The following is a 26,294-nucleotide window of genomic DNA, read 5'->3' as shown; positions in this document are numbered from 1 at the left end:
ATCAAGGAGTACTTATATATTTTGACTCTTAAATTAGACGAAAGTTCCAAAAAAGAATGATCGCAGAATTGAAGAAAAGGCCGCTGGCTCAGCCAGTGCCAAACCTCTAAATAGCCTGAGATATCGGAGTCAGCGGGGGAATACCCATGTCATTCCCTATTTTCATCTTCAGTGTACTGATTGGCGAACGCAAAAATATTGCCGACTAACAACGTAAGCCCCTTGACCAGACTGACCAGAGGAAAGACGGCGTTATTGGCTCCCAGGTTGAGTTCGTCATTCACATTATGGAAGTCTTTGGGGAATTTTAAATGCTTATCGAAGGGACGCAAACCTTCTGGGTACAATGTGGCATCCAGATTTCCAGTAGCCTTTATATGTTTTGAGAAACACTCGACAGAAGGATCAAGTGGACTACGGTCTTTGGCCTCACTGGGCTGCTTTGCCGTCCAGTACAGGATTTCCTCGGCTGTCCGCTTCAGCCATGAACGGTATGTGTTATTGTCAAGACCAATAAATTCTTGCAGTCTTGGCTTGGGCGGACACTCTTTTTCTTTTGCCAACAAGCCTGACAGGTATTCGTCCAGTAGTTGCTCAATAAAGTTTTCTGTCTCTTCCACTGCCAGTTGATTTTGATAATGATAATCCGGCGAATCGCGGCGCAGGCGTGCTCTTAACAACACGGCTGCCAGCAGGTTTTCACAGAGGGAATTGACAAAACTTAACCGCTGCAGAACCTCGGGAGTATATCCCGAAGTTTTTGAGTCTCTGGCAGAGAGGCCGCTGCTCATGGAGCCAAAAAACTCAACATCGCCCCAGTCCCGTAAACCATCCCAACCAAAGTCAGGGCGTTCAATGGCTTTAACCCAGCCTCCAAAGGTTCCGGGTAATGGCAAGGCAAAACAAATGGAGTTACCCAACAATGGAGTAAGGAACACCCAACGTCGTCCGGTATCATGAAATGCCGGGATCGTTGAAGTAGGCATAACGCCGAACTTGCCATTAAGTACGCCAATGTCGTGAATGGCGGCAAACAGGCCTCGCTCGGCGTTTGCGTATGGGCTGCTGGTTGTATCGGGAGTATGAGCGTATTTAGCGTAGTTTTTTGTCGCTTTGAAGTGGTAGACCCGGAAGGCTCTTCTCCCATTAATATTGATCACCTGTAAACGGTCACTGAAACCTCGAATACTCTTGGGGAGATCCTTTTCCATTACGATAAGGTACTGACCAAAACGGGGTAGCTGGCTTTTAAAGCGGTTATTGGTCACCCTGGCAATAAATTGATGCATAATACCTTCTTGTGCCAGGGTGGCTACGGACTCTCCAAGTCTCTGGAATTTATAGTAATCAACGTCCTCACCATTCTCTACTGCCAGTGTACGACCACCCACGATGGCTCCCTCGCCTTCAAATAGTGATAATGGATGTTCAATACTATCAACCCACAGCCCAAGCCTTTTCATCGGAAAATACAATGGATGCAGACTGCAATAAACCGGTTCAAAATAAGTGCGATCTGCACGGTCAAATTCTGATTGCAACTGACGACTGGCGTCTTTTTCGTCAAACTCAAAGCTATATGCGTGGAGAGACACCAGCAGCTTAAATGCCGACGTATTGGGTTGTTGAAATTTGAGTGGATTCACCGGCTCTGTTAATGTGCCTGAGACATCCAGTTCTGAGAAAAGGGCAGGATTATTGAGATAAGCCAGAGTATCGTCAATTAATTTTCGGGGTACACAACCTCTCCACTCCGACATGAACAGCTGCTTGTCTGCAATGATTCTGTTAGCCAGAACATGAATAAGTTTTTGCCGGATTGTTGCATCCGTACAACACTTCTCCAAATATTTTTTGCTATTAAAACGACGTAAAAAAGATTGATAATACTCAATGTAATCTATTATGAGTTCGGCTTTATCAGGTTTTATACGTCTATCTAAAATATGCGTTTTTCCAGCATCAAAAGGTTCAGAAGCCAGAACCATAGCATCTTGCTTTAGTAATATATCTTCCGGAAAACTACGGGAATAATCTTCAGGAAAATACGGAAAAACAATATTCATAACATCGCTTTTAAAATTATCGTCTGCTTTAACTTTCTTAAAGAACAAAGATAGAACTTCCGTATCAAAATCCTGACTTATTACAGGTCTAATGCTTAACATCTCTAACAGTGATTCTTTTCCTATTTTAATCAATCCCTCTAGCAACCTGTCATCCTGACTTTCAACGTTTATAACAAAAAAAGGATTAGCCTTTACCAGTTTTCTTAACAATAAAGCAAGTTTCCCCCTGTCATCCCTGAACCTATCTGTACAACATTGATAAACAGAAGACAATGGATAGGCTCTTGAATCTTCGAATTTCATTTCTCTTTCCAACGCTGTTAAAGCAAACTTGAGAACGACTTCTTCAAAGAAGTCAGAATCATTGCTCAGCATCTTATACCTGGTGTCATCTTTAAAAATATTGATAAAATCAACATGCAAACTGTCACTATTGATCGAATCCAAAATAGCCTTCTTTGTTATAAACTGATCCGGAACCTCTGATAACCTGCAGAGACCTTTTGATAATTGCAAAAGGCAGTACTCTTTGTTTTTGTCTCTGATGTAGAATGGCAGATATTTAAGTTCGATTCTTCCTGAACGGATAAGCTCATCATAAAAGCCTTCATCTGTAAAACTGGGCGGCAGAACATTGATAGAATTTATTTTAGCTCCTATGTCCAGGTGCTCATAGATCGACACAGCCAGTTTCGGCGGTGTATCAGGAGGAATACCCTGCAAACTTGAGTATTCAGTCAGAAAGTCCATATCGTTTTTTAGTTCTTCAGGAAGGCTTATGTAGCGAAACCTTAACCCCGTTTTCCTGACATCAGTCAATAATATCTGTTTTTTCCTTTCGGGTGTTGATTGTAATACTTCCCTCATTTTATCACTTCTGTCCAGTTTGAAAACATCCCAAAGATGACTTCTTATTATCCCTGACAAAAGAGTGGGTGATTTGTAATAATCTTCAGGTAATTTTTTTTCAGGACAAAAATCAAGAAAGTCGATAACAGCTATAAATTCATCGACTGTAAATCTACCTTCTTCACCATTCATGAGACTTTTAATCAGCTTGATTTGTTGGTCGCTTATGAGAGCAGTGTTTGCATCCTGAATGACTTTAGGCTTTTCTGAAGGTCCGGGTAATTGTGCTTCGGACTTTATATCTCTGGCATCGGTAAAGTCCATTTTTGATGTGCGTTTAGTGGCTTCACGGTTATCTCCATCTAAAGCAACGGCTCTGGAATAAATTCCGATCTCTTTTTGATCTTTTTGTCCTGTTACTGCCGTGAAATCTGCGTGTTTGATTCCCACCAGCTCAACGCTGACAGGGCTGACGCTTCTGCCGAAAGCATTGCCATCATTTGCTTTATTCTTTTTCGGAACATCGGCTGCAGCAATGTAAGTAGAAGTAGCTGGTCCTTCATTATGTGGGAGTTGAAATAATCGTTCCATCGTTTTTTTCCCTGCCTTTAATTGTCCTTAATCTTGACGAGGATGAGACTTCCCAAAGAATGCCTAGCAGCCTGTCGGACTTAAGACTGTCCTACTGCGGTTGCAATAAATAAGAATCGCAGTAGTTGAAAAAAGAGCCACTGACCAAGCCTGTGCCATATAAAAGCATATAAAATTCAAATATTAATCCGCCTGAAAGAGTGGTTGTGTTATTGCAATTCTTCCAATTGGCTCTCAAGATTTTTAATGCGATTATATGCAGCCCGATTTTCAAGCACGCAGTAACATGGGTCATTGCAAACAGAAACACAATCGGCTTTTAACGGGCCATAATGACAATAATCTATATAGGTAACGATTTCCTCCCAGTCAGGATAGTCTTGGCAATTTGTCAGTTCGATGTTCAACCACTCTTCAATAATCACCCGTTCGTCCTCACTCCAGCCATTACGCAGAGGTAGGCAGTCCTTGAGCAAGAGTTTTTTTAATTCACTGTACTTTTCGTCCGGATTGAACGTCGGGTATTCCGTACCTTTTTCTTCATAAAAAACCCCTTTCAAATAATCGTATTTACCAAAAAAAATAAATGCACCGTGGAACTTCACCAAAGCTTGATACTCCTCGGGGGCAAAACTGTCTCTACCAGACCAGTCTTTATTCAGAAACTCATATAACGCTGTCGGCAACCTCGTTAATATTGAATCTGCCAGTGACTTCACTTCATCCTTGGCAGGCCAATCGTCTCTACGGTTATGATCATAAAGAAAAACCAATCTATTATGGACATGCGATGTAAGAGCATCTTTAAGTTTTCCCGGATTGACATGCAAATCAAAACCGGAGGGGCTGACAGAATTTTGTGGGTAGAGCAGTATTATGTCATTTTCCTGAAACTTTGCCGGTGATTTTTCAGCACCTGTTTTTACAACACCGGGTACTGGCGCAGTCATTTGATGCTCATCCGGCGATTGCTCCGGATGCTCCCGGGAAACAGGAAGCCGGGTTACTGGCATCAATGTTTCATCCACTGGCTGCAAAGGTGCAACGAATTTAGGGTGTGCGGGTTCTGTAGGCCTGGCAGGATCAAATTCTGGTTTGTTTGTAGCGACAGTGTCTACAGTCAAAGCTACGACTCTGGAGGAAATTCCGATCTCTTTTTGATCTTTTGGTCCGGTTATGTGATCTGCTGTCAAATCGGGGCAATTGGCTCCCACTGGCTCACTGCTGACAGGGCTGACGGTTCTGCCGGAGAGTTTGCCCTGATTCGCTGGAGCATTTTCTACTTTATCATCTGTTCCAACAGTAGAAGCAGAGGGAGTTACCCCATAATCAAATGAGGGTTGTAGTAATCGATCCATTGTTTTATTCCTTACTTTAATTGTCTTTAATCTTGTCGAGGGAGAGCCCATCTAAAGAATGCATACGTATTCTAGACCCGTTTATTTAACAAAAGTTCCAAAAAAAGAAAGATCATAGAGCTGAAAAAAGACCTCTGGCCGGGCCAGTGTCGCAAAAAACAATGTGAATAGCCTGAGGTACAGGATGAACTGTGGATATCCAGGTCATTCCATACTTTCATCTTCAGCGTATTGACCTGCGTAGGCAAAAATATTGCTGACCAACCGCGTAAGCCCCCTGGTCAGAGCGACCAGTGGAAAAACAGCGTTAATGGCTCCAAGGTTGAGCTGACCATTCGCTCTGCAGAAGTCTCTGGGAAATTTTTTCTGTATTTCCAGGGGATGCAGAGGTTTCGGGTACAATGTTTCATCAAGACAGCCCTTCTGCTTTAAGTGTTCCGAGTAACACTCACCAGAGAGGGGAGAGGCACAAGGGTCCGTCACCTCACAGGGTTGCAAGGCAGTCCAGTAAAGGATCTCCTGAGCTGTGCGAGTCAACCATGAACGGTATTTGGAATCGTCTATTAATTCGAGTGCCGAAGTATTGCGCAGCTGAAAGTTAAGAGGATTAACGGGTTCTGACAATTTGTCAGAAGCATCCAGTTTCGAGAAAAGTGCCGGGTCTTTGAGAAAATCCAGAGTATCATCCAATAATTGTCGGGGGAGACAAAATTGCCAAACATACAATACATCTTCTTTATTAGTAACTAACCTTTCTGCAAGTATTGGAATGAGCCTTTTCCGGACTATTGGATCATTGCAAGACTTCTCCAAATATTCTTTATTGTTAAAAAGCCTCAAAAATTCCCGATTCCGTTCAATATAGTCAATTACAGTGCGAGGGTCAGCGGGCAATAACTTTCTGTTCAGAATGTGATGACATCCCATATCAAAGGCTTCAGATTTGAGCACTATTCGATCCAGCTCATTCTGAATTTCATCTGGAAGATACTCGATCCCATGATCAGGAAAATAAGGATAAACAACATTCAAAACATGGGTTTTAAAAGCGCTGTCTGCATTAACTATTTCAAAGAAACCATAAAGAGCCAAAATACTAAAACCTTGGCTTACTTCAGGCCTACTACTTAATATGTCCAATAATGAATACTTTGCTATATCGATTAACTCCTGAAACTGCTCACCCTTAAAACCCCCAATAGAATTCAATACAAAAGGATTAACTTTCACCAGTTTTTTTAATAAAAGACCAAATTTTTTTTTGTCATTTTCATACAGTTTCGAAGCAAGAGAATATACCCTGAACAGGGACCTTCGATAGGCATCATCGACAAGATTATTTGTTTCCAATTCAGCAGTTACCACCTTGAGCATGATTTCTTCAAAAAAGACAGAATCCTTGGTGAACAGGTTGCATTTCTGGTAGTAAATACTCTCAAAATTATGATACCAATTACAGCTACTGAGCGAATCCAAAATAACTTCTTTTGTCAAAAACTGAGCCGGAACCTCTGGCAAATCACACAAACCCTTTGATAGTTGTGACAGACAATAAGCTTCGTTTTTACTTTTAATATATTCTGGAAGGTCTTTAAGCCTTATCATTCCTGAGCGAATAAGTTCATCATAAAAATCATCATCTTTGAAACTGACTGGAAGATTTTCCAGCGATTTCATTTTCGCTGTGGTATTCAAGTGGCTATAAATAAAAACGGCCAGACTGAATGGTGTATCTTGGGGAATACCATACAGATTCGAATACTCAATAAGAAAATTAATATCACATTTCAATTCATCGGTTAGATCATCGAGGCCACATCGGAAAGGTATATACATAGGCTGGGCCAATAGTATACCCTTGGTTAGCTTATTTTTTGGTAGTTCTTGAATCGCAAAAATACCATGTCTTACAAACTCTTTCATAAGAATTGGCGATTGATGATAAGCTCGAGGCAAAAATCGGCTAAGGTCTTGTCGTCTTATAAAGCTGATAATTTTAGTGAATTGACCTTCTGTGAGTTCATGGCCTCGACCATCAATAAGCTTTTGAATCAGCTCGACTTGTTCTTCCGTAAAGATAGCATTGCTCGTGCCCGGGCTCGCTTTAAGCTTTTTTAAAGTTCCGGGTGTTGATGCTTCGGACTTTATCGAAAGACCAATATCTACAGCATCGTTAAAGTTCAGCTTTGTTTTGCGTACACTGGCTTCACAGGTATCTATATCTAAAACAACCACTCTGGAGGACATTCCGGTCTCTTTTTGATCTTTTGTGGGTTCTGATTCGAAATCTTCTCGATTGAAGCCCAACGTTCCATCGCTGACAGGTCTGACGACTCTGCCGGAGATATTGCCCTGATTTTCTCTAGCATTTTCTGGAACATCGGCTTTAGCTCTGTCAGAAGTTCCAAAAAAACACAGAGTCGGAAAAAGACCCCAGCCCGGGCCAGGACGGCACAAAATAATCTAAATAACCCTGGATGCAGGATGCAATGGCGGATATCCACGCTATTCCCAATCAGCACCCTCGGTATATTGGTCTTCGTAGGCAAAAATATTACTGACAAACAGGGTAAGCCCCTTAACCAGACTGATCAGGGGAAAAACAGAGCGCCTGGCCCCAAGAATGGACTGACCAGTAGCCAGGCGGAAATCTCTGGGAAATTTTTTATGCTCATCCAGGGGGTGTAAATGTTTCGGGTACAGTGTTTTATCCAGGCGTCCACTGCGTTTCAGATGTTCTGAATAGCACTCGCCAGAAGGGGTAAAAGCACAAGGGTCTGTGACCTCATCAGGTTGCAGGGCAGTCCAGTATAGAATCTCCTGGGCTGTACGAGTCAACCATGAACGATATTTAGCATCGTCAAGTCGCATCAATTTCTGCAATCTTGACTTGGGCTGTAATTCTTTTTCTTTTGCAAACAAACCCGAAAGGTATTCGTTCAGTAGCTGTTCAATAAAGTTTTCTGTCTCTTTCACTGCCTGTAGATTTTGATAATGATAATCCGGGGAGTTGCGACGCAGGCGCGATCTCAACAACACGGCTGACAGCAATTTTTCGCAAATAGCATTGGCAAAGCTTAGCCGTTGCAAAACCTCCGGAGAATAATCCGTAGTTTTTAAGTCTCTCTTAGTCAGGCCACTTTTCACAGCGCCATAAGACTCCATATTGCCCCAATCCCTTAAACCATTCCAGCCGAATTCAGGACGTTCAATAGCTTCGATCCAGCCCGTAAACTCTCTGGGTAAGGGGAAGACAGAATAAAGTGACTCGTCCAACAACGGACTCAGGAACACCCAGGGACGTTGGCTAGCGTGATAGGACGGTAACCTGGACTTAGGCATAATGCCAAACTGGCCATTAAGTACGCCAATATCATGAATGCCCTTCAGTAGACCCTGCTCAGCTGTCGCATAAGGGGTTCCGGTTACATCAGGAGTGTGAGCGTATTTAGCAAAGTTGTTTGTCGCCTTGAAGTGATAAACCAGACTGGCTCTTTTACCATCAAAATCGCTCGCTTGTAAGCAATCAGTGAAACCTTGGGTACCCTTGGGAAGATCCTTTTCCAGCACCAGAAGGTACTGTCCAAAACGGGGTTTCTGACTTTTAAAGCGGTCACTTTTGGCAGCAAATTGATGCATAATGCCTTCTTTCGCCAGGGCCGTCTTCAACTCTCCGACCCGATGGAATTTATAGTAATCAACCTCTTCACCATTGGCTATTGCCAGTGTACGTCCACCAACGATGGTACCTTCTTTCTCAAACAGTGTTATCGGATGTTGACCAGGATAAACCGGTTGAAACTCTGTTTCAGCGGCACGAACGAACTCTGACTTTAATTGTCGAGTGGAATCTTGATCCGCAAAATGAACACCAAATGCGTGAAGAGCCACCAGTAATTCGAATGCCGAAGTATTGGGCAGTTGAAATTCCAGAGGATTAACGGGTTCTGTGAGTTTTTCAGAAGAATCCAGTTTGAAAAAAAGTGCCGGATCTTTGAGAAAATCAAGAGTATCATCCAGCAATTGTCGGGGCAGATTATCCTTATAATCATGCAATAAATCATGTTTATTGGCAACAAGCCTTTGTGCAAATGTATATATGAGTCTTTGCCGGAGTATCGGGTCAGTGCAGCAACTTTCGAGATATTCTTTGTCTTTAAAAAAGTACACAAACTCCCTGTGTCGTTCAATGTATTCTACTACAATGCTACGATCGACAGGCCGTAACTTTCTGAACAGAAGATGCTCTTTTCCCTTGTGAAAGGGCCTGGATTTGAGCACCATTTTATCTTGCTCCTTGAGGATTTGCTCTGGAAAACGAATACGGGGTTTGAAAGACTCCCCAATATGAGCAAGAACATAAGGAGAAACAATATTCAGGACACGGACTTTAAAACTTTCATCTGCATTCACTTTGTCAAAGAAACCATCAATTAGTCCAGGGTATAAGCCATGACTTACTTTAGGTCTCCTGCTTAATATGTCTAATAATGACTCCTTTGCTATGCCGATTAATTCCTGAAGCAAGGCAGCATCCAGATTTACAGTGTAAAGCAAAATAAAAGGATTTGCTTTTGTCAGTTTTTTTAATAATAAACCAAATTTTTCCCCATCTGCCTCATATCTTTTTAATGCAGAATTATGCACCTCACACAAGCAGGAATCGTTTAAATCAGAGTATAATACAGAATCGAACTTATCCAACATCCCCAATTCGACTGTGACGAACTTGACCAGTAGTTCTTCATAAAAAACAGGATCACTGGTGAACATTTTGTATTCATCGGAACAAATTCTACGAAAATTACGAAGCAAATGTTTACCATTATTAATCGAACTCAGGATGGATTCTTTTGTCATAAAATGAATCGGAACGTCTGATAATTCACAAAAGCCATTTGCCAATTGTGAAAGGCAGAAGGCTTTGTTTTTATTTTTAATGCGTTCTGGAAGGTAATCAAGCTCGATCATTCCTGAACGAATGAGCTCGTCGTATAAGTAGTCACTTTTAAAACTGGCTGGAAGACGATGCAAGGACCCTATTTTTTCCACGGTGTCCAAGTGACAATAAATAAAAATTGCCAATTTTGCTGGTGTGCTGTAGGGAATGCCATAACGCCCTGAAAATTCAATAAGAAAATCAAGATCTTTTTTCAATTCATCAGGTAATTTATCATAGCGGGTAAGGGTACGAATACCATCGCTCTGAGCTAAAAGTATATCTTTAGTTAGTTTATCTACTGGTATTTCGTCAGCGCATAAAACACCATTCCTCACAAAGTCTTTCATAAGGCTGGGTGATTCTAGATAAGCATCAGGCACATATTGCCTGGAATTTATTATTGAAAAATAGTCGATAACGTTCACGAACTCATCTTCTGTGATTTCACTGGCTTTGCCATCAAGGACCTTTTGAATCAACTCGACTTGTTTCCCGGTAAGAAGAGCGGTGTTCACACCCGGACTAACCTTAAACCTTTTTAAAGGTCCGGATGATGAGACTTCGGGCTTTACCATAAAACTTCTAAATAACGCAGGATGCAGTACCCACAGCACCGGTGGAACGTCGGAGAGCTTTCCTGATTTCCAGATACCACCTTCCGGCATCAACGTTTTAACCACTGGCTGCAACGCTTTAGCAAGCTTATCGTGAGGGGGGGTTATGATCGTTTTAAGGCTTCTTTCGTTATGTTGAGAGGAGGCCTGAAAATAAGGCTTGCCAGCATTCTCTGGCTCCTGATTGTTTTGCTGAAAAGAGGCTATGAAAAAGTGTAGAACCGCCTTTTCCAGCAGTTGCAGAATCAGCTCAGCGCGGTTGGCATTCGCCAGCTGTTTAATGGTCGCGTCAACGCTGGTTTTGATGTCCTGCTGCCCCTGCAAAGTCATACCAAAATGCGGGTATGGAAACAGTTTATAGGTCAATTGCAGATGGCTGTTGCATTCGGGTTGCTGCTCGCCACAAAGTGAGAGCTGACCGCTATGACCATCCGCCTCAAATTCAACGTTGCCAGCGACCTGTGACACAGGGAGGTTGGTTGAGGCCGAATCCGGATTTTGGATCAAAGCTATGGTGTTTTTAATGACCGCATCGCTTAGCAGGCTGGCAATGGAAAAACCATTGGCAAAATCTTTCGCCTCATTATGCAACAACGACTCAATACTCACCGGTAAACTTTCTGAGTTACCAGTGTTGGTCAGTGTGACTAAAGTTGACTCCCTGCTTTTGTCTGAATAGTCAATATCAATGCGAATGGCATTTGCCGCCATGGGTGAAACCCATGAGAGATCAATATGAACGACACCGTGTTGCGAACTGGCCTCGTACAGCTCCAGCCAGGGGGAGTAACCCTCAGCTAATGGAGTCTCGGCCAACCAGGGGCTGATGGATGGGTTCAACGGGAATGGCGTTATTCGCAAAGTCTGCTGGTGACTTTGCTGCTGGTAAATCAGCTCCAGGTAAAATCGCTTGCGAATGTGAGGAGGGTCCACCTGAATTTGTTCTGATCCCAAACGAGTCCCGGTATACCAAGTGTACAAGGCACTTTTTACACCGGGCAAAATGGCCATGGACAAGACTTGAGCGGTGTGCAGCATCAAAGGGTTTTCTGTCCAGCGGCTCAGTACGGAGGCTGTAGTTTTACTCACCATCCAGTAAATCATGGCGTTAAACGCCAGCGTGGGCAGTGTGCGCAAACCGTTCAGTGATAAATAATCGCCATAACGTCGATAAGTAAAATCATCTCCAAGACGGAAAAAGAAGCCCAATGGCGACACACTGTGAAACTCAAAATCAAAAGGTGAAAGTGCATTTAACCCGCTTTCAGCTTCACGATAACCGTGATTATCCGTATCTGAATTGCTGATGCTTGCCCAGGACAACTGCAGGGTAAAAATAAAAAATAATGCGTATCTTCTCATGAGATTGTTTAAATCCAATCATTGATGAACGCACGAAAACAAATAATGGTCTTTATTGTTTTTACCATTGAAACAGGCATCAACAACTCATGGTGACCGCTATCAGTGCAAGAGCCTAGTCAATATTTTTGATTCCGGCAAAAAATCATACGAATTTCACGCCCTTTCCGGTCTCGGGTCAAGGCTTCACGACAGTTACCCGGTGGTTCATCCAGGATTAGCACAGAATCCAGCTGATCCAGCTTTCTTGCGGCGATTTGCCAAAACGACTGTGGACAGACTTTGCGGGCCAGGCGGGAAGCCTTACCGTTAAAAATATCTGCTGTAGCCTTGTCTTTGAAAGAAGCGATGATAGATTGCATGGTGGCACGGTTACCATGCCACCATCGGATGAATATTCAGTTCGGTTAACAGTTCTACGGCGAAGGCTTTTGGCTGAGGGCATTGAACAGAGCATCAGTTTCAAAGGATGCACTTTGGGCACGAGCTCTGGATTCAGCATCAGTCTGGTTCCCATGTTCCTGCGTTGGAACCCATGGGCTCTTTTCAGTTACTGTGCCTGACATGTTGGGGAGGTGTGCATTCCCACGGTGGAGAGGGTGTCGCAAAACTTCAACAGCTCGTTCTCACGCTCTGAAGTCGTCATTCCCGCGAAGGCGGGAATCCAGCGCCAACGGTGGATCTCTGCCTTCTCGGGGATGACAAGGCCAGAGGGACACCGGGCAGTATGGTTCTGGTGGAGAGTCAGTGTGGATTCCCGCCTTCGCGGGAATGACGAGAATGAAGCCGGGAATGACGAGAATGAAGCCGGCAATGACGGGAGTCAACGCGTTCCCACGCCGGAGAGAGTTTTGCGACACCCACTGGACCGTGGGAACGAGTCAAAAAAATATCGCTGATTATATCCTTTACTGGCTGGCAGAACCCGAATTTTCTACCAGAACCCTGCTGGAAAAAGTTTACACCTGTGTTAACCTGTGACCATTCGTGTAATCAGTTTCTATACAACGGAAGACGGCAAAACGCCTGTTGCTGATTTTCTGAATACCCTGAGCAGCCAGCAGGCTCGAAAAGTTACCTGGGTTCTGAAGCTGGTTCAGGAGCAGGAGAAAGTACCAAGCAGTTATTTTAAAAATTTGGTTAGCACTGAGGAAATCTGGGAGGTTAGGGTTCAATCTGGAAGTGATATATTTCGTCTGCTGGGTTTCTTTGACGGAAGCAGCCTGATCGTATTAAATCACGCTTTTCAAAAAAAGACACAGAAGACACCGTCAAAAGCCATCAGGCTGGCAGAAAAGCGTCGCAGGGATTATCTGAACAGGAGGATACCATGAGTGATCTGGATCAATACATTCAAGATAGGAAAGCCCGAGACCCGGAATTTTCCGACGGTTATGATGAGGACTATGAGTCGTTCAAGTTTGGAGTATTGCTCAAGGAGGCCAGAAAAGAAGCAGGGTTGACCCAGCTCCAGCTGGCACAAAAGCTTCAAACCCATAAAAGCGCGATATCCCGTATCGAAAACAATTCTGAGGATGTAAAACTCTCCACACTTGAGCGCTTTGCTGCTGCCCTGGGTAAAAAGCTGGAAATTCGGCTAGTATAACCTGCATCTGGACTTTTATTTCACCCATCAGGGCTGTGGCTTCTTGCGACGTTTCTAACACTGCTTCAAGTATGAACAGTAACCAGCTTTCCCAGTCTCCTTTTGCTCTCTCAATGCTTGTAATCGTGAGTAATACTGAGCCTTGTTTCGAATGATGCCCTGCCCCCGGATATCCAGCCATTGCATTAGAGGGCCTGTTTCATCCTGAAGTTGCTGCCGGGTTTGTGGTGCGAACTAATTGCCTGGCGATGGTTTTCAGGCTGCCCTGTTCAAACTTTTTCTGAGCGGCTTTGCCCAGTTCAATCCAGGCTTCAAGACGTTTTTGGGCCAATGATTTGCTTTGGCTGACTTCGCCTTCCCCGGGGTCTTCTTCAAAGTATTCAAAGTTGCCCCAGTGGTCGAAGATCCGGAACTTTTCTTTATGCTTGCCCTGACCATACAGGTTTTCACAGAGCCGGGTTCCCCGCCCAATCATCTGCCAGAATTTCACTTTGGATTTGATGGGTTTGGCAAAGACCGGGTTCACTATTTCCGGTACATCAATTCCGGTATCCAGCATATCCACCGTGATCGCTATGGTTAGCTTATCATTGGTGGACTGATCACCCTCTTTGAAATCATCAATCAGTTGCTCGGCACGGGAAACATTCTTCAGGGTATCCAGTCGTATTTCTTTGTCTGGACTGCTGTAGAAAGGTCCTGGTAAATCACCATTTGCTTATCTACAACTTAGACTAGTGCAGCTAAGCTCTGATATCCATACACCCCTCGTTCCCACGCAACAAAGGGTGTCGCAAAACCCTGGTTCACCTCCCGTCATTTCCGGCCTCACTCCCGTCATTCCCGCGAAGGCGGGAATCCACACAGACTCATCACCAGAACCATACTGCCCGGTGCCCCCCTGGCCTTTTCATCCGCGTGAAGGCAGAGACCCGCTGTTGGCGCTGGATTCCCGCCTTCGCGGGAATGACGACCACAGAGTATCGGAACGAGTGGGCTGTATGGATATCAAGGCTTGGCTGCACTAGGCCAAATTATCATCCTCGGAGTATTGATCTGAGAATGCAAAAATATTGGCGGCCAACAGCGTGAGCCCCTTGGTCAGACTGACCAGAGGAAAAACACCGTTAACGGCTCCGAGATTGGGCTGACCATCAGCTTTGTAAAAGTCTCCGGGGAATTTTTTCTGCGCGTCCACAGGATGCAATTTCGAGTACAACATTTCATCAAGATGTCCATTTTTCTTTAAGTGTTCCGAGTAACACTCATCAGAATTGTGAAATGCACAGGGGTCTTTGACCTCATGAGGTTGCAGGGCCGTCCAGTACAGGATCTCCTGAGCTGTCCGAGTCAGCCATGAACGGTATTTGGTATCGTTTAACTGCATGAACTCTTGCAATCTTGCCTTGGGCTGTAATTCTTTTTCTTTTGCAAACAGGCCCGACAGGTATTCGTTCAGTAGCTGTTCAATAAAGTTTTCTGTCTCTTTCAATGCCGATTGTTTTTGATAATGATAATCCGGGGAGTTCCGACGCAAGCGTGATCTTAATAACACAGCCGCCAGCAGGTTTTCGCACAGGGCATTGGCGAAGCTTAATCGTTGCATAACTTCTGGAGTATAACCCGCCGATTTAGAGTCTGCGGCGGCCAGGCCACTTTTCATAGAGCCATAAAACTCCACATCACCCCAATCCCGCAGACCAGCCCAGCCAAAATCAGGACGTTCAATAGCTTCGATCCAGCTTTCAAATTTTCCGGGTAATGGGAGGGCAAAATATTTCGAGTTCCCCAACAACGGACTCAGAAACACCCAACGACGTCCGGTATCGTGAAATGAGGGTATCGTTGACGAAGGCATAATGCCAAACTGGCCATTCAGTAAGCCAATATCATGAATGCCATTCAATAGACCTCGCTCAGCAGTCACATAAGGAGTGTTTTTTTCATCAGGAGTGTAAGCGTATACACCATAGTCGTTTGTCGCTTTGAAGTGATAGACCAGTACGGCTCTTTCACCATCAACATTGATGACTTGCAAGCGGTCAGTGAAACCTCGTGTCTTCTCAGGGAGATCCTTTTCCAGTACAGCAAGATACTGGCCAAAACGGGGTTTCTGGCTTTTAAAGCGGTCACTTTTGGCAATAAATTTATGCATAATGCCTTCTTCTGCCAAAGTAGACATGCACTCTCCGACCCGATGGAACTTATAGTAATCAACCTCTTCACCATTAGGTATTGCCAGTGTACGACCACCAACAATGGTGCCCTCTTTTTCGAACAGTGATAGCGGATCCTGAACAGAATAAACCCATTGAAAGCCTGTTTCACCGGAATGGGCAAACTCTGACTGCAACTGACGACCGGAGGCTGGATCCGCAGGTTTAAAACCAAATGCGTGAGCAGCTACCAGCAATTCGAATGCCGAAGTATTGGGCAGTTGAAATTTAATTTGCGTCTGACTTATATCTTTTTGAGGCGTAATCATATGCTTGCATCATACATAATTCCCCTGAAGAATATTTCAATGAAGCATCATATTTATCAACACGTTCCAAATCAGCTGTTACAGCCCTGACCAGTACCTCTTCAAAAAATACAGAGTCCTTGATAAAAACCTTGTATTCATCAAAAAAAACTCTACTAAAGTTACGCCCGTAATATATACCCTTGATCGAGTCCAGAATGGATTCTTTCGTCAACAAATGAACCGGAACTTCTGATAATTCACACAGGCCTTTTGATAATTGCGAAAGACAGTATTCTTTGTTTTTGCTCTTGACGTGTTCTGGAAGGTCTTCAAGCGCTATCTTTCCTGAATGAATGAGTTCATCGTAAAAATCATCATTTTTATTTTTAAAGCTGTCTGGAAGTTGATTGAGAGATTTTATTTTCTCTGTGATGTCCAGATGATCATAAATAAGAACAGCCAGTTCCGGTGGTGTACCAAAGGGAATACCTTTACGGGCTGAATATTCAATAAGGAAATCAAAATCTGTTTTCAATTCGTCTGGTAGTTCATCGAAGTCACAACAACCAATACCAGAACTACTCTTGGACAAGAGTATATCTTTAGTCAGTTTATTCTTTGGTATTTCATAAACTTTCAAAATACCATTCCTTAAAAATTCTTTCATCAAGGCGGGTGATTCTAAATAAGCTTGGGGTACGTAATTTCTAAAATTTTTTCGTGAAAAATAGTCGATAACGCTCTTAAATTCCTCTTCTGAGAGTTCATGGCTTCGACCATCAAAGACTTTTTGAATCAGCTCGACTTGTTTTTGGTTTAAGATAGCCGTGTTGCCACCCGGATTGGCTTTAAACTTTGTTAAAGATCTGGGTAATGATGCTTTAGGTTTTACCCTAAGAGCAATATCTCCGGCATCGGTAAAGAGCCGTTTGTGTTTGCGCTGAGAGGCTTCAGAGGTATTCGGATCTAAAGCAACGGCTCTGGAGGAAATTCCGATCTCTTTTTGATCTTTTTGTCCTGTTACAGAATCGGTTGTGAAATCATCGAGACTGACTCTGAATGGCTTACCGCTGAGAGCGCTAACGGCTCTGCCGGCAACAATGCGCTGCGTTGATGTAGCATCTTCTGTTTCTGTAACACTGGCTTTAGCAATGCTAGTAGAGGAACTTTGTACATTAGTACATGATTTTTGAAATGATGCTTCCATTATTTTTTTCCTGCCTTTAATTGTCCTTAATCTTGACGAGGATGAGCCGACGAAGATGAGCCCAACCAGAGAAGGTTTACTAGTAAGACCCGTTTAGTAGACCAAAGTTCAAAAAAAATCGCCGGATTAAAAAAAGCTTGTTGGCCAGACCTATGTTACATAGAGCAGTGCAAACAAGCTGTCATTGCTACTGATTCTGCGTATTTGATTAGCTGAAGCCTGCCAAAGATAAATAACCCTCTGTCTGATGGTCTATCCTGCTATGCAGCATCGAATTTGTTCTGGATTGGGTGCGCCGGACAACCGATTGGACGAAAAGTATGGGATTGGCAAAACGGACAGTCTATCAACAATAATTTTTATACTTGTTCACACAGACCAGACAATTTATTCCTGACTGGCAGGGTGAATGACGGATTTCAGGGTGGCATGAAAAAAACTTATTATTCACTGGGTGCTTACGGACTTCTTTTTTTCTGTCTTGCGATTCAAGTGGCAACAATACCCCAGGCAGTGGCCGAGAATAGTCTCTCTGAGCCCATGTCATTAAGTTCGCTGTTCCCCTTGCTGGCCACTGTTTACCGGAATATGCCCGAAGCAAAGAGCCCATTGCCTGACCTGAATCCGCCACCGCAGCCATCACATCATCCCGGAAACATTTCATGCTCTTTTGATACCACCGTTTCAGTCGTTGCGCCGCAATACCACCAGATAAAGCTACAAATCGCCCTGGCTGAAGGCCATATCTGGCAATCTTCAGGCAATAATGAACCTTTGGATCTGGAGCCCCGTCATCTGCCCAGTGCGGTAAGATACATTGACCCAACGGGACATTGTCACGAGCACTGGGTTATTCAGGGTGTTACCATACAAGACATTCCACCAGACATCGACCCGGAAGACCCTGAAAACAGCCTGCCACCATCACTGAGGAATAATTCTGATTTACCCACACCCTTTAATTTCACCCATCTTTTTGCAGGTAATGGACTGGATAGATCTGATAGCAATGACCTTGACGCAGTACAAAACCCGTTAACCCATCTCCTGCCTGCCCCCTACCCCCTGTCAATCCGTTATGCTGAATCTGGTCTGTCGGTTTTATTCCAGGATTCAATCTGGCTAAGGCTTAATCAGGAAGAATCGCTGGTTCTTGCGCCTTCGGAGTTTCCTGCCGTGGCCAAAGTCAGCGATATGTCCGATGAAAACTGGCCACAACTCATTGCGGCTGAGTCTGTTCACAGGAATACCGATGGTGTCAGGTCTGTCTTGAGATGGACTAATAGGCTGATACAGAACGCACTGTCCGATGATCCGTTATTAAGATTTCTGGCATTCATTCACGGGACAGCCTTTCTGGTACAGGACAGTAATGGACAACTTTCATACATCATCCAGCGCAACGGCAAGCTGTTATCCATCAGCAGATTCGAAGCCCACTTAAGGTTAAGTCTTTATAGCCAGAGCTTTCTTGAGTCACTGTATCCGGAGATTTTCGGGCCATCGCTCCCCGCAGGTGGCGGCTGGCATGAATGTAACCGCTGGGTTCGCAAGAAGCCTTTTCATCCCTATGAGAGGTCTGAACGTGATGCCAGTAACGGTTCTGGTGCTCAAAGACCTGTAAATCCTGAAGGCGGGAATAATGAAGGAAATGACAGATCGACTCGATCTGAAGCTCATGCAATGCATTACTCAGAACAAACCCGGGAACCCGGAACAGCGTCTACCGAAAAGGATGGGAGGCAAGCACAGATAAACCGGCAGAAAGTTGACGCTATTTACGATTATCAACCTCCGGAAAACCGCGATGAAACGCCCATTCCTTTATACGCTACCGCTTTTCTTAATGGCAACCAGCAACATTTGTATTGTCCGGTTTGCACTGAGTTCATTACCGGAGAAGCGAAAGCCTGCACTTCGAGTGTTCCTCACAGTGTCTGCATTGACTGTTTTGACGAAATGACTAAAGCAAAAGTGAGAAACATCAAAGAATGCATTACTTGCAGTGAGAAAATGCATAATCATTCATTCAACTATGAAGACGCTGCCGCAGTTGTCATGTTCCAATGTCCGTTAGGCTGTGGGCACAGTTGCCCGCTGGCATTTATAAAGAACCATATCAAAGAGCAGCATACCCCCGGTTCATCCGAAGATCGATCAGTGACTATGAACCAAGAAGAGGAAGAGCAGGCGATGCCTCCGGGGAGCGTGTTATTTTATGGTGTGCCTGTAATGGCAGAAGATAAAGACAGGGTCGAGCAATTTCTTCATATCTGCCGGCAGATTAATGATCCCGAACACCTGCAACTGGCAGGCGCATTTACCCGGGTCTTCGAGGCACTTCAAAACAGGCCCGAACAGTCAGCCAGTGTTCATTCTGGACGGGATAACACAGACGTGACCAGTCATCACCCGTCGTATGCTTTTTTCAATTCCAGAGAGAAAAATCTTGATTCGGCATACTTGCAGTGTGTCAGAAGTACTGATGAACAAAGCGCCAAATGCCGTTTTTGTAACGTACGCATAGGGTTGAATCAAAATGTGATGGATATACGGGAACATTTAAGCAAATGCTCTAAAATCGGTTTCTGCCCTAACAGAGATGATGGCTGTTCTTTTCAACATCAGTCTGCCCTGATGCCGACACACTTGTTAAAATGCCGTTATAACAAAGTTAAGTGCCAAATATGCCACCAACAGGTAGCTTTGACGAAAATGAGCAGGCACAGGAAAAACTGCCTTGCCAGTATACGACTGAATCAGGATGATGCCTTATTTTATGACAGAACTGAGCAGAAGCCTGTTAGGCTCTGGGGTCAAGATAAAGAGGAGGCGATTCCAGTGTTTAAGAAGCCAGGAGAAGATACCTACTATTGCAAAATTTCAAAGCTTTTTTATGAATCAATAACCAAAAGAGGACACGTATGGGGAAAACACTCTATAAAGTTTATCTGCGTTAACCCTGATTATTCCGATGGTTTTTCTGTAGATTTCAGATTTGATACCTTTGAAGGTAGTCTGTCTCTCCTTATATTTCCGGAAGCAGAACATCGCCGTATGGCACTACCCGTCGTTTTTAACGGAAAAGGTGAAAAGCTGGAAGACATACCCTTTGTGATGCGGGGAGATTCCTCATGTGATCTCTGTGGTTACGAGGTTCATCTTGATACGATGACTCATCCAGATCCGTACCCAATATGCCTGACAGAATTACTTTTTAAAACCGTGTATAGTAAGGACAGAGGTCGTCACAACAATGGTTTTCCTGAATGTGTTTACGTTCAGATTAAACTTACCCCGGTTGGCCAGCAGCGTAAGTCCCCTGACCAGAGGTAAAACGGCATTATCGGCCCTGAGATTAAGCTGATCATCGCCTTGATCGAAGTCTCTGGGAAATTTTTTCTCCTCGTCCGCTAGGTGCAAAGTTTCAGGGTAGAGTGTTTTATCCAAATGCCCCGTTTGCTTTAAGTGCTCTGAGTAGAACTCACAACCAGGATCAAATGCACGATTGTCTCTGACCTCGTAGGGTTGCAGGGCAGTCCAGTAGAGGATCTCCTGAGCTGAGCGAGTCAACCATGAACGGTATTGGGTATCGTCTAATTCCGTAAATTCTTGCAAGGTAGTAGCTAGAGCGTTAGTCGCTATCCTTCTGCAAAAGGCGCCGGACGGCAGAATTCCATGGCCAGAATACCGATTCCTGCGGTGTAGAAACCGATACCTGCCCCCGCTGCGGCCTGGCTGCTGATCCAGATGCTGGAGGGTTTCAGCATCATCCGCATAATCAGGCAATCAGGGCAAGGATGCCTTTTGCTGCACGACTCAGAAAACGCAGAGGCTCAAGTGATAGCGAGGGATCACTTATTGACATCCTCCCCCGCTGATTCAAAGAAATCAGCAGGGGATTCCTTTACAGGTGCTACTCTCTCACGATTTCACACAGGTTTCTGCTTCATGGGTATGGCACAAAGGACTTACATTACCTCCACAGACTTTACTTTCCCTCTGCCCGAGGGTAGGTCTACAAAATGCTTTTCGACAATGACAGACATAACAAAAGAGAAGAATCATTAAATGAAGTCATCAATCAGTTGTGCAGGCTCTTTGTCCAGACGATCCGGATCAAGACTCCAGCGACAGTTTTTAGAAAACTGGCTGCTGAGATAATCCGCCTGCTCCGGCAAAATCCGGTGGCTATTCACTAAAGCCAGATATTCAGCGGCATTCGGTCGATAGGGTAGCGCCACCAGTGTCATATCCAGTTCATCCAGCAAACGATCACTTTTGAATTGATTGCATCGCTTGCAGGCAGCCACCACATTCATCCAGTCGTCTTGTCCGCCCCTTGAGGTAGGCAGAATATGGTCACGGGTCAAAAACCGGCGTGCCAGGAACTTGCCACAATACATGCACTGGTGATTATCACGTTCAAAAAGAGAAGTGTTAGTTAAGGCTGGATTTGTGCGGGCAGGGAAGAGTCGTTTACCACCACAAGCAATGATGCTGGGTAATTCAATGACCGTCTGGGCGCCAAGCCATCGGTTATAGCCACCTCTTACCCGATAAATGATGTCACCAAGGCTCCAGCGGATCAGGTCTCTCGAGTAGAGACAGACTGTCTCCTGCCAGGTCAGCCACTCCACCGGTTGTCCGGCAGCATTCAGTCGCAGAATATACATAATTCAGCTCCCGTTTTTTCATCCATGACCCTCTTTTATTAACTTATCGAAATGAAATGCACTTGCCAATGCCCTATTCCCGACAACTGTTTGTTAACAATTGAACTTTTGTTCAAAAAACACAGGCAGGAACTGCATTTATTTTAAATCAGAATTGACTCCTATACTGACTTTCTGAAACCACAACCCAACCAGAGTTGGAAACGCAGACACGCCGTAACGGATTCTGATAGTCTTTTTTCAAGGGACGGAGCTTGTCTCCCCTGCAACAGAACGACAGCGAAGTAATAATACTGGAAGTAACCATCCTGGATGTAAAACCGGGCCAGGAGGTCGGGTTTGAACGAGCCTTTGCTCAGGCACAGGACACCATTGCCAGCATAAAGGGTTACTTCTACCATCAGCTACAAAAACGTCTGGAGAAGGATAGCCGTTATCTACTTTTGGTAAACTGGGAAACACTGGAAGATCACACTGAAGGCTTCAGAGGGTCAGAAGAGTATCAGGATCGGAAACGGTTACTGCATCACTTTTATGATCCCTTTCCAGAGGTGGATCACTACACCCAAACTTTAATAAGTAGTTTCCCCCCTGAATAAGCTATGAAGCAAACTTCATAATATACGGTCACCCAGCAAGAAGAATCAGGCCAATGTCATCAAAAAGAGAACCTGTGTTTTATCTGGATCTATTACGAGTTGTGGCCGCAGTAGCTGTGATCATTATCCACGTATTGGGACCCTATCGTGACCTTTACGGGCAAATTCCGATGTCGGACTGGCTCACAGCGGTCACTTTTAACAGTTTTTCCCGCTGGTGTGTTCCTATTTTTATCATGATCACCGGCATGTTGTTTTTATCAGACAAACGCCCTTTTGACCTGGATTACTTCCTCAGACGACGGGTGATGAAAGTTCTGGTGCCCTTCCTTTTCTGGGCCATGTTTTATTCCTTTCTGGCAGGACTCTCACCCACTTTTGATTACCAGTGGACCAGGGCCATTGATACCCTGAAAGAACTTCCCTATAAAAGCACCTGGTACCACCTTGGCTTCTATTACTATTTTATTCCTCTTTATCTTGTTATTCCTTTTCTAAGGCCTGCCGTTCACATCATGCCCGATGATCTGCTTAAATTTATGGCCGGGGTCTGGTTATGGCTGACATTGAGTTATTTGATCAGGATCGAGACTTTCTGGCATATCAATACTCTCCTGTACGGGGGTTATTTAATCTGGGGTTATTGCCTTGCAAAGTATGATACCCGCAAACATCAACCATTGATTATTCTTGGCGGTATTCTTGGACTGGTGCTTACTTTAGGTGGTGTGCTCTGGCTCAGCACCGAAAAGGGAATGTACAGCTTTGGTCGATTTAACTCCTATAAAACCATTAATACCGTTCTTGTGGCGACCATGGTCTTCTGTCTTGCCAAGCACTATGGCGACAGGATTCAGGGTAGAAGCAAAAACATTATTTCCATGTTCAGCCGTTACAGTCTGGGCATCTATCTGGTACATCCTCTTCTGCTCTGGCCCGTAAGAGCCTACGACCTCTACCCAGCCAGCGCCATTATCATGATTCCCTTCTGGACTGTTGTGACCTTACTGGCCAGTACCGCTTTCGTCTGGCTACTCAGTCGAAGTCGTTTAACCCACTGGATGGTTCCCTGATCTAAAGAATGTCGCAAAAGTAGCGGGCAAGAGACCAGATTCTATTCGATAACGGGGAGGTAAAACTCCCCGCTGAAAAGCTATCTGGCTATCTGGCTTTCAAGCACCTTATAATGCCCTTCTAACTGTCCAAACTGATCAGGTAGCATTATGTCTAAAAGCGTGATTTGTGACATTGACGGCGTAATTCTGCATGACAACACCCTGATTCCTGGCGCTGATGATTTCATTCATAGCATGCAGGAGCGGGACATCTCTCTGATCATGCTGACCAACTACCCCTCCCAGACCGAAAAAGATCTGCAAAACCGCTTTGCTTCTGCTGGTATCACTATCCCGGAAAGTTGCTTTTTCACTTCCGCCATGGCCACCGCAGAATTCCTTAAACGACAGGAAGGTCAGAAAGCTTATGTTATTGGCGAAGGTGCCCTGATTCACGAACTGTATAAGGCAGGCTTTACCATTACCGATATCAATCCGGACTTTGTCGTCGTGGGTGAAACCAGGAACTATAACTGGAACATGATCCACACCGGTGCCCGATTTGTCTCTGAAGGGGCACGCTTTATTGCCACAAACCCTGATACCCACGGTCCCAATATGTCTCCGGCCTGCGGCGCACTCTGTGCTCCTATTGAGCGGATTACGGGCAAAAAGCCATTCTACGTAGGTAAACCCAGTGCCTGGATTATCCGTGCCGCCCTGAACAGGATGGGGTCACACTCAGACAACACTGTTATTGTGGGTGACAACCTGCGCACTGATATTCTTGCAGGCTTTCAGGCGGGCCTTGAAACCATTCTGGTTTTATCCGGTGTGTCCCGCCTTGCCGATATCGATCAGGTTCCTTACAAGCCCAACCATATTTTCGATTGTGTAGCGGATATTGATATTATCTGAGCCGGTTTAATCTCAGACAGAATTTGAGTGATCTGAATGCCTGCCTCACAGATAACGATCAGTCTTTCTCTTTTTAGTCCTTTTGACGTTGTATCTAACGCCAGAGCCGGCTACCGACATAGCTCTGGCAATGGACTTCTCCAAGGCAGTTCTGAGTTCTGGAAACGACTCCCACCGGTCAAAGCCGTTAATATAATCTCTGGCAATGCCCGCCATCTCTTCCAATCGTTTTGAAGGATTTTTAACACCAATACCTTTGCCAAATCTCACCAGTTTGTCTTGATCTGAAATATTCATATTTAAATAACTCATCAAGATCATCCCATGTGGGTCTTTCAGCATCTTTAACCGTCAGCTCCAGGCCCAGCAACCCAAGATAATTGTTCAGAGCCCACAAAGCTCCCCGATATCGATCGTTTTCTATGGCTGAGATAACACTTCGGGTGGTTTTAGCCTGTTTAGCAGCCTCGGTCTGATTCCAATCCCTGGCTTTTCGGCGATCTCGACATTGCTGTCCAATAGTATTCATTTTCATCAATTATGAATGCATATACATTCACTATGACATAGGTTCACATTATGAACTTATATACATTCATTTTTAGTTTGAAAAATCCTGTTTAACTTCTGAGGAAGCATCTTTCCAAACGGGAAACTCAGAGCCTTGATTTCGGCTCTCTCTGCAGAGCATCCTGATCCATCCCGCCTGCCAGAAACTCAATGAGGAACCGGGTCTGCTGAACAATATGTTCCGGTGTCCAGGTCTCAGGGTCCAGACGGCACTGCTGATCCCAGCGAGCTACCGTGTGAACGACCATGGAACCCAGGAAAGTGAGCCGGGCATGGCGCTCTTTGACACTCAAGTGTGGCAAGGTGGTAGCAAATGCTTCAGTCATACGAACCAGAGAGCTGCTTCTGGGGGTATCCATGGCAACGATCTGTTGATTGCCACGCTGGAACAGCTGACTGACCAGACTGGTATAGGAGCTATCTTCTCTTGAGCCTGTAAGGTTTTCCATGTAGGGAAGCAATAGAACCTTAACTAAATCTCTGGTTGTTGGAGGTTCCTTGCGGTTAAGGAGTTCATCCAGCATCTCGTGACGTTTTTGGTTGAGAGGGATCATCCGGAAATCCAGAATTGCATTAATCAATCCGGCCCGGTCACCAAAATGGTACTGAACAGCAGAGTTATTCTTCTGTCCTGCAGCTCTGGCTATTTCACGATCCGAAACAGCATCGAGCCCTCTTTCGGCTATCAGCTTTTCCGCTGCTCTTATCAGTGCTTCCTTAGCGTCTGTCAGACGTATAATTGCATTCATAGTGTTGCCACAAAGGTTAAGCTATCTAGCTTAATTACTCACTTTAATATCATTCAAAAAGAACGAGCCAACTCAGTTATAAAGGCTGCCCGCTGTCGTAGACCGCCTACGTTGTCTGGCAGAGAAATGCCGATCATAAAACCCTTTTGCCGTTCTCAATGATGAGACACTGGCAGCACTTCCTGTTCAATGCCGTTTAATAGCAGTATTTAAAGCTTCTTAAATTGAACGCAAGCTTAACACCTGTAGTCTTTGAGGGCGAACCCCAGTGAGAGCTGAAGTCTTAATTCCGCTGCACCGGTTAAAAAATGGCTTCCATTCTCCCTGTCCCGAAGAGGGTGTTCCTTGTCAGCCTGTGTTCTCCTGAATGCTATGGGCAGGGTGAAGGACAGCCAAGCCAGCTCCCTGGTTTGGAAGAGATTATTGTAGATTAGAGGGACTTATTCGCAATTTAGTTAGCTTCACTTACCTTAATGTTATGAACTTTCATTCTAAAACCGTTTCCAACCTTCATTAATCAATTTTGAAAAGCCTCTCAAGGAGAGAATACAAACTGACTATGGAGTAACCAGACATGTTTTCCCCTGTAGAAAGAAATCCCAGCATTAACGATTCACTCTCACATACACTTAAGCAATCCCGATCAGAGGAAGCGCCAAGGG

General features: G+C 44.6%; 20 protein-coding genes. 7 read left to right on the top strand and 13 right to left on the bottom strand.

What is annotated here, in order from left to right; all coding sequences use genetic code 11:
* Positions 1-149: 149 nt before the first annotated feature.
* From ACOJUN_RS15710 to ACOJUN_RS15685, 6 genes are all read right to left on the bottom strand, one after another.
* Positions 150-3,509, bottom strand: coding sequence for a hypothetical protein (locus tag ACOJUN_RS15710; RefSeq protein ID WP_422132882.1), 3,360 nt, complete (start codon positions 3,507-3,509; stop codon positions 150-152).
* A gap of 209 nt (positions 3,510-3,718) precedes the next feature.
* Positions 3,719-4,867 carry a hypothetical protein gene (locus ACOJUN_RS15705; RefSeq protein ID WP_422132881.1) on the bottom strand — a complete coding sequence of 383 codons (1,149 nt, stop codon included), beginning with the start codon at positions 4,865-4,867 and terminating at the stop codon, positions 3,719-3,721.
* Positions 4,868-5,071: 204 nt separating this feature from the next.
* Positions 5,072-7,324: a hypothetical protein gene (locus ACOJUN_RS15700; RefSeq protein ID WP_422132880.1), complete on the bottom strand. Its 2,253-nt coding sequence runs from the start codon at positions 7,322-7,324 to the stop codon at positions 5,072-5,074.
* A gap of 48 nt (positions 7,325-7,372) precedes the next feature.
* Positions 7,373-11,785: a hypothetical protein gene (locus ACOJUN_RS15695; RefSeq protein ID WP_422132879.1), complete on the bottom strand. Its 4,413-nt coding sequence runs from the start codon at positions 11,783-11,785 to the stop codon at positions 7,373-7,375.
* A 119-nt stretch (positions 11,786-11,904) separates the two neighbouring features.
* On the bottom strand, positions 11,905-12,147 hold the full coding sequence (locus ACOJUN_RS15690; RefSeq protein WP_422132878.1) for a hypothetical protein: 243 nt from the start codon (positions 12,145-12,147) through the stop codon (positions 11,905-11,907).
* Positions 12,148-12,411: 264 nt separating this feature from the next.
* Entirely contained in the window at positions 12,412-12,612 is a 201-nt protein-coding gene (locus tag ACOJUN_RS15685) for a hypothetical protein (RefSeq protein ID WP_422132877.1), read from the bottom strand.
* Between the two features lie 150 nt (positions 12,613-12,762).
* Here ACOJUN_RS15685 and ACOJUN_RS15680 point away from each other — a divergent pair, with 150 nt between their 5' ends.
* Both ACOJUN_RS15680 and ACOJUN_RS15675 read left to right on the top strand, forming a co-directional pair.
* Positions 12,763-13,119 (top strand): type II toxin-antitoxin system RelE/ParE family toxin, encoded by a 357-nt coding sequence (locus ACOJUN_RS15680; RefSeq protein WP_422132876.1) that lies wholly within the window; start codon positions 12,763-12,765, stop codon positions 13,117-13,119.
* Complete coding sequence (locus tag ACOJUN_RS15675) at positions 13,116-13,391, top strand: helix-turn-helix domain-containing protein (RefSeq protein WP_422132875.1); 276 nt, start codon at positions 13,116-13,118, stop codon at positions 13,389-13,391. Before ACOJUN_RS15680 ends, ACOJUN_RS15675 begins: the two co-directional genes overlap by 4 nt.
* Before the next feature lie 199 nt (positions 13,392-13,590).
* Here ACOJUN_RS15675 and ACOJUN_RS15670 read toward each other — a convergent pair whose 3' ends face one another.
* A complete protein-coding gene (locus tag ACOJUN_RS15670) occupies positions 13,591-13,956 on the bottom strand; it encodes a hypothetical protein (protein WP_422132874.1) in 366 nt (121 codons plus the stop codon).
* Between the two features lie 223 nt (positions 13,957-14,179).
* On the opposite strand from ACOJUN_RS15670, the gene ACOJUN_RS15665 reads away from it, so the two are divergent.
* Entirely contained in the window at positions 14,180-14,419 is a 240-nt protein-coding gene (locus ACOJUN_RS15665) for a hypothetical protein (protein ID WP_422132873.1), read from the top strand.
* On the opposite strand, the gene ACOJUN_RS15660 is transcribed toward ACOJUN_RS15665, so the two are convergent.
* Complete coding sequence (locus ACOJUN_RS15660; RefSeq protein ID WP_422132872.1) at positions 14,416-15,876, bottom strand: hypothetical protein; 1,461 nt, start codon at positions 15,874-15,876, stop codon at positions 14,416-14,418. The two genes, ACOJUN_RS15665 and ACOJUN_RS15660, sit on opposite strands and share 4 nt — an antisense overlap.
* Positions 15,836-17,065 (bottom strand): hypothetical protein, encoded by a 1,230-nt coding sequence (locus ACOJUN_RS15655; protein WP_422132871.1) that lies wholly within the window; start codon positions 17,063-17,065, stop codon positions 15,836-15,838. The genes ACOJUN_RS15660 and ACOJUN_RS15655 overlap by 41 nt, the downstream gene beginning before the upstream one ends.
* A gap of 429 nt (positions 17,066-17,494) precedes the next feature.
* On the opposite strand from ACOJUN_RS15655, the gene ACOJUN_RS15650 reads away from it, so the two are divergent.
* The gene (locus tag ACOJUN_RS15650; protein WP_422132870.1) at positions 17,495-20,401 is read left to right on the top strand and encodes a hypothetical protein; all 2,907 of its coding nucleotides are present in this window, start codon (positions 17,495-17,497) and stop codon (positions 20,399-20,401) included.
* A gap of 731 nt (positions 20,402-21,132) precedes the next feature.
* On the opposite strand, the gene ACOJUN_RS15645 is transcribed toward ACOJUN_RS15650, so the two are convergent.
* Entirely contained in the window at positions 21,133-21,741 is a 609-nt protein-coding gene (locus ACOJUN_RS15645) for an HNH endonuclease (RefSeq protein WP_422132869.1), read from the bottom strand.
* Between the two features lie 254 nt (positions 21,742-21,995).
* Between ACOJUN_RS15645 and ACOJUN_RS15640 the strand changes: the two genes are divergently transcribed.
* The 3 genes from ACOJUN_RS15640 to ACOJUN_RS15630 all read left to right on the top strand — a co-directional run bounded on the left by ACOJUN_RS15640 (position 21,996) and on the right by ACOJUN_RS15630 (position 24,313).
* Positions 21,996-22,340, top strand: a complete 345-nt coding sequence (locus tag ACOJUN_RS15640; RefSeq protein ID WP_422132868.1) for an antibiotic biosynthesis monooxygenase family protein — start codon at positions 21,996-21,998, stop codon at positions 22,338-22,340.
* Between the two features lie 53 nt (positions 22,341-22,393).
* Entirely contained in the window at positions 22,394-23,413 is a 1,020-nt protein-coding gene (locus tag ACOJUN_RS15635; RefSeq protein WP_422132867.1) for an acyltransferase, read from the top strand.
* A gap of 150 nt (positions 23,414-23,563) precedes the next feature.
* Positions 23,564-24,313 carry an HAD-IIA family hydrolase gene (locus ACOJUN_RS15630; RefSeq protein ID WP_422132866.1) on the top strand — a complete coding sequence of 250 codons (750 nt, stop codon included), beginning with the start codon at positions 23,564-23,566 and terminating at the stop codon, positions 24,311-24,313.
* A gap of 45 nt (positions 24,314-24,358) precedes the next feature.
* On the opposite strand, the gene ACOJUN_RS15625 is transcribed toward ACOJUN_RS15630, so the two are convergent.
* The 3 genes from ACOJUN_RS15625 to ACOJUN_RS15615 form a co-directional block, all read right to left on the bottom strand.
* Entirely contained in the window at positions 24,359-24,625 is a 267-nt protein-coding gene (locus ACOJUN_RS15625) for a hypothetical protein (protein ID WP_422137144.1), read from the bottom strand.
* Entirely contained in the window at positions 24,555-24,842 is a 288-nt protein-coding gene (locus tag ACOJUN_RS15620; RefSeq protein ID WP_422137080.1) for a helix-turn-helix domain-containing protein, read from the bottom strand. The genes ACOJUN_RS15625 and ACOJUN_RS15620 overlap by 71 nt, the downstream gene beginning before the upstream one ends.
* A gap of 127 nt (positions 24,843-24,969) precedes the next feature.
* Positions 24,970-25,632: a TetR family transcriptional regulator gene (locus tag ACOJUN_RS15615; RefSeq protein WP_422132865.1), complete on the bottom strand. Its 663-nt coding sequence runs from the start codon at positions 25,630-25,632 to the stop codon at positions 24,970-24,972.
* Positions 25,633-26,294 lie beyond the last annotated feature (662 nt).

Origin of the sequence: Endozoicomonas sp. ALD040 (genome assembly GCF_049275945.1) — a bacterium.
Classification (GTDB): domain Bacteria; phylum Pseudomonadota; class Gammaproteobacteria; order Pseudomonadales; family Endozoicomonadaceae; genus Endozoicomonas_A.
Note: the sequence above shows the minus strand (reverse complement) of the source record. Positions and strands in the feature narration are given on the sequence as shown.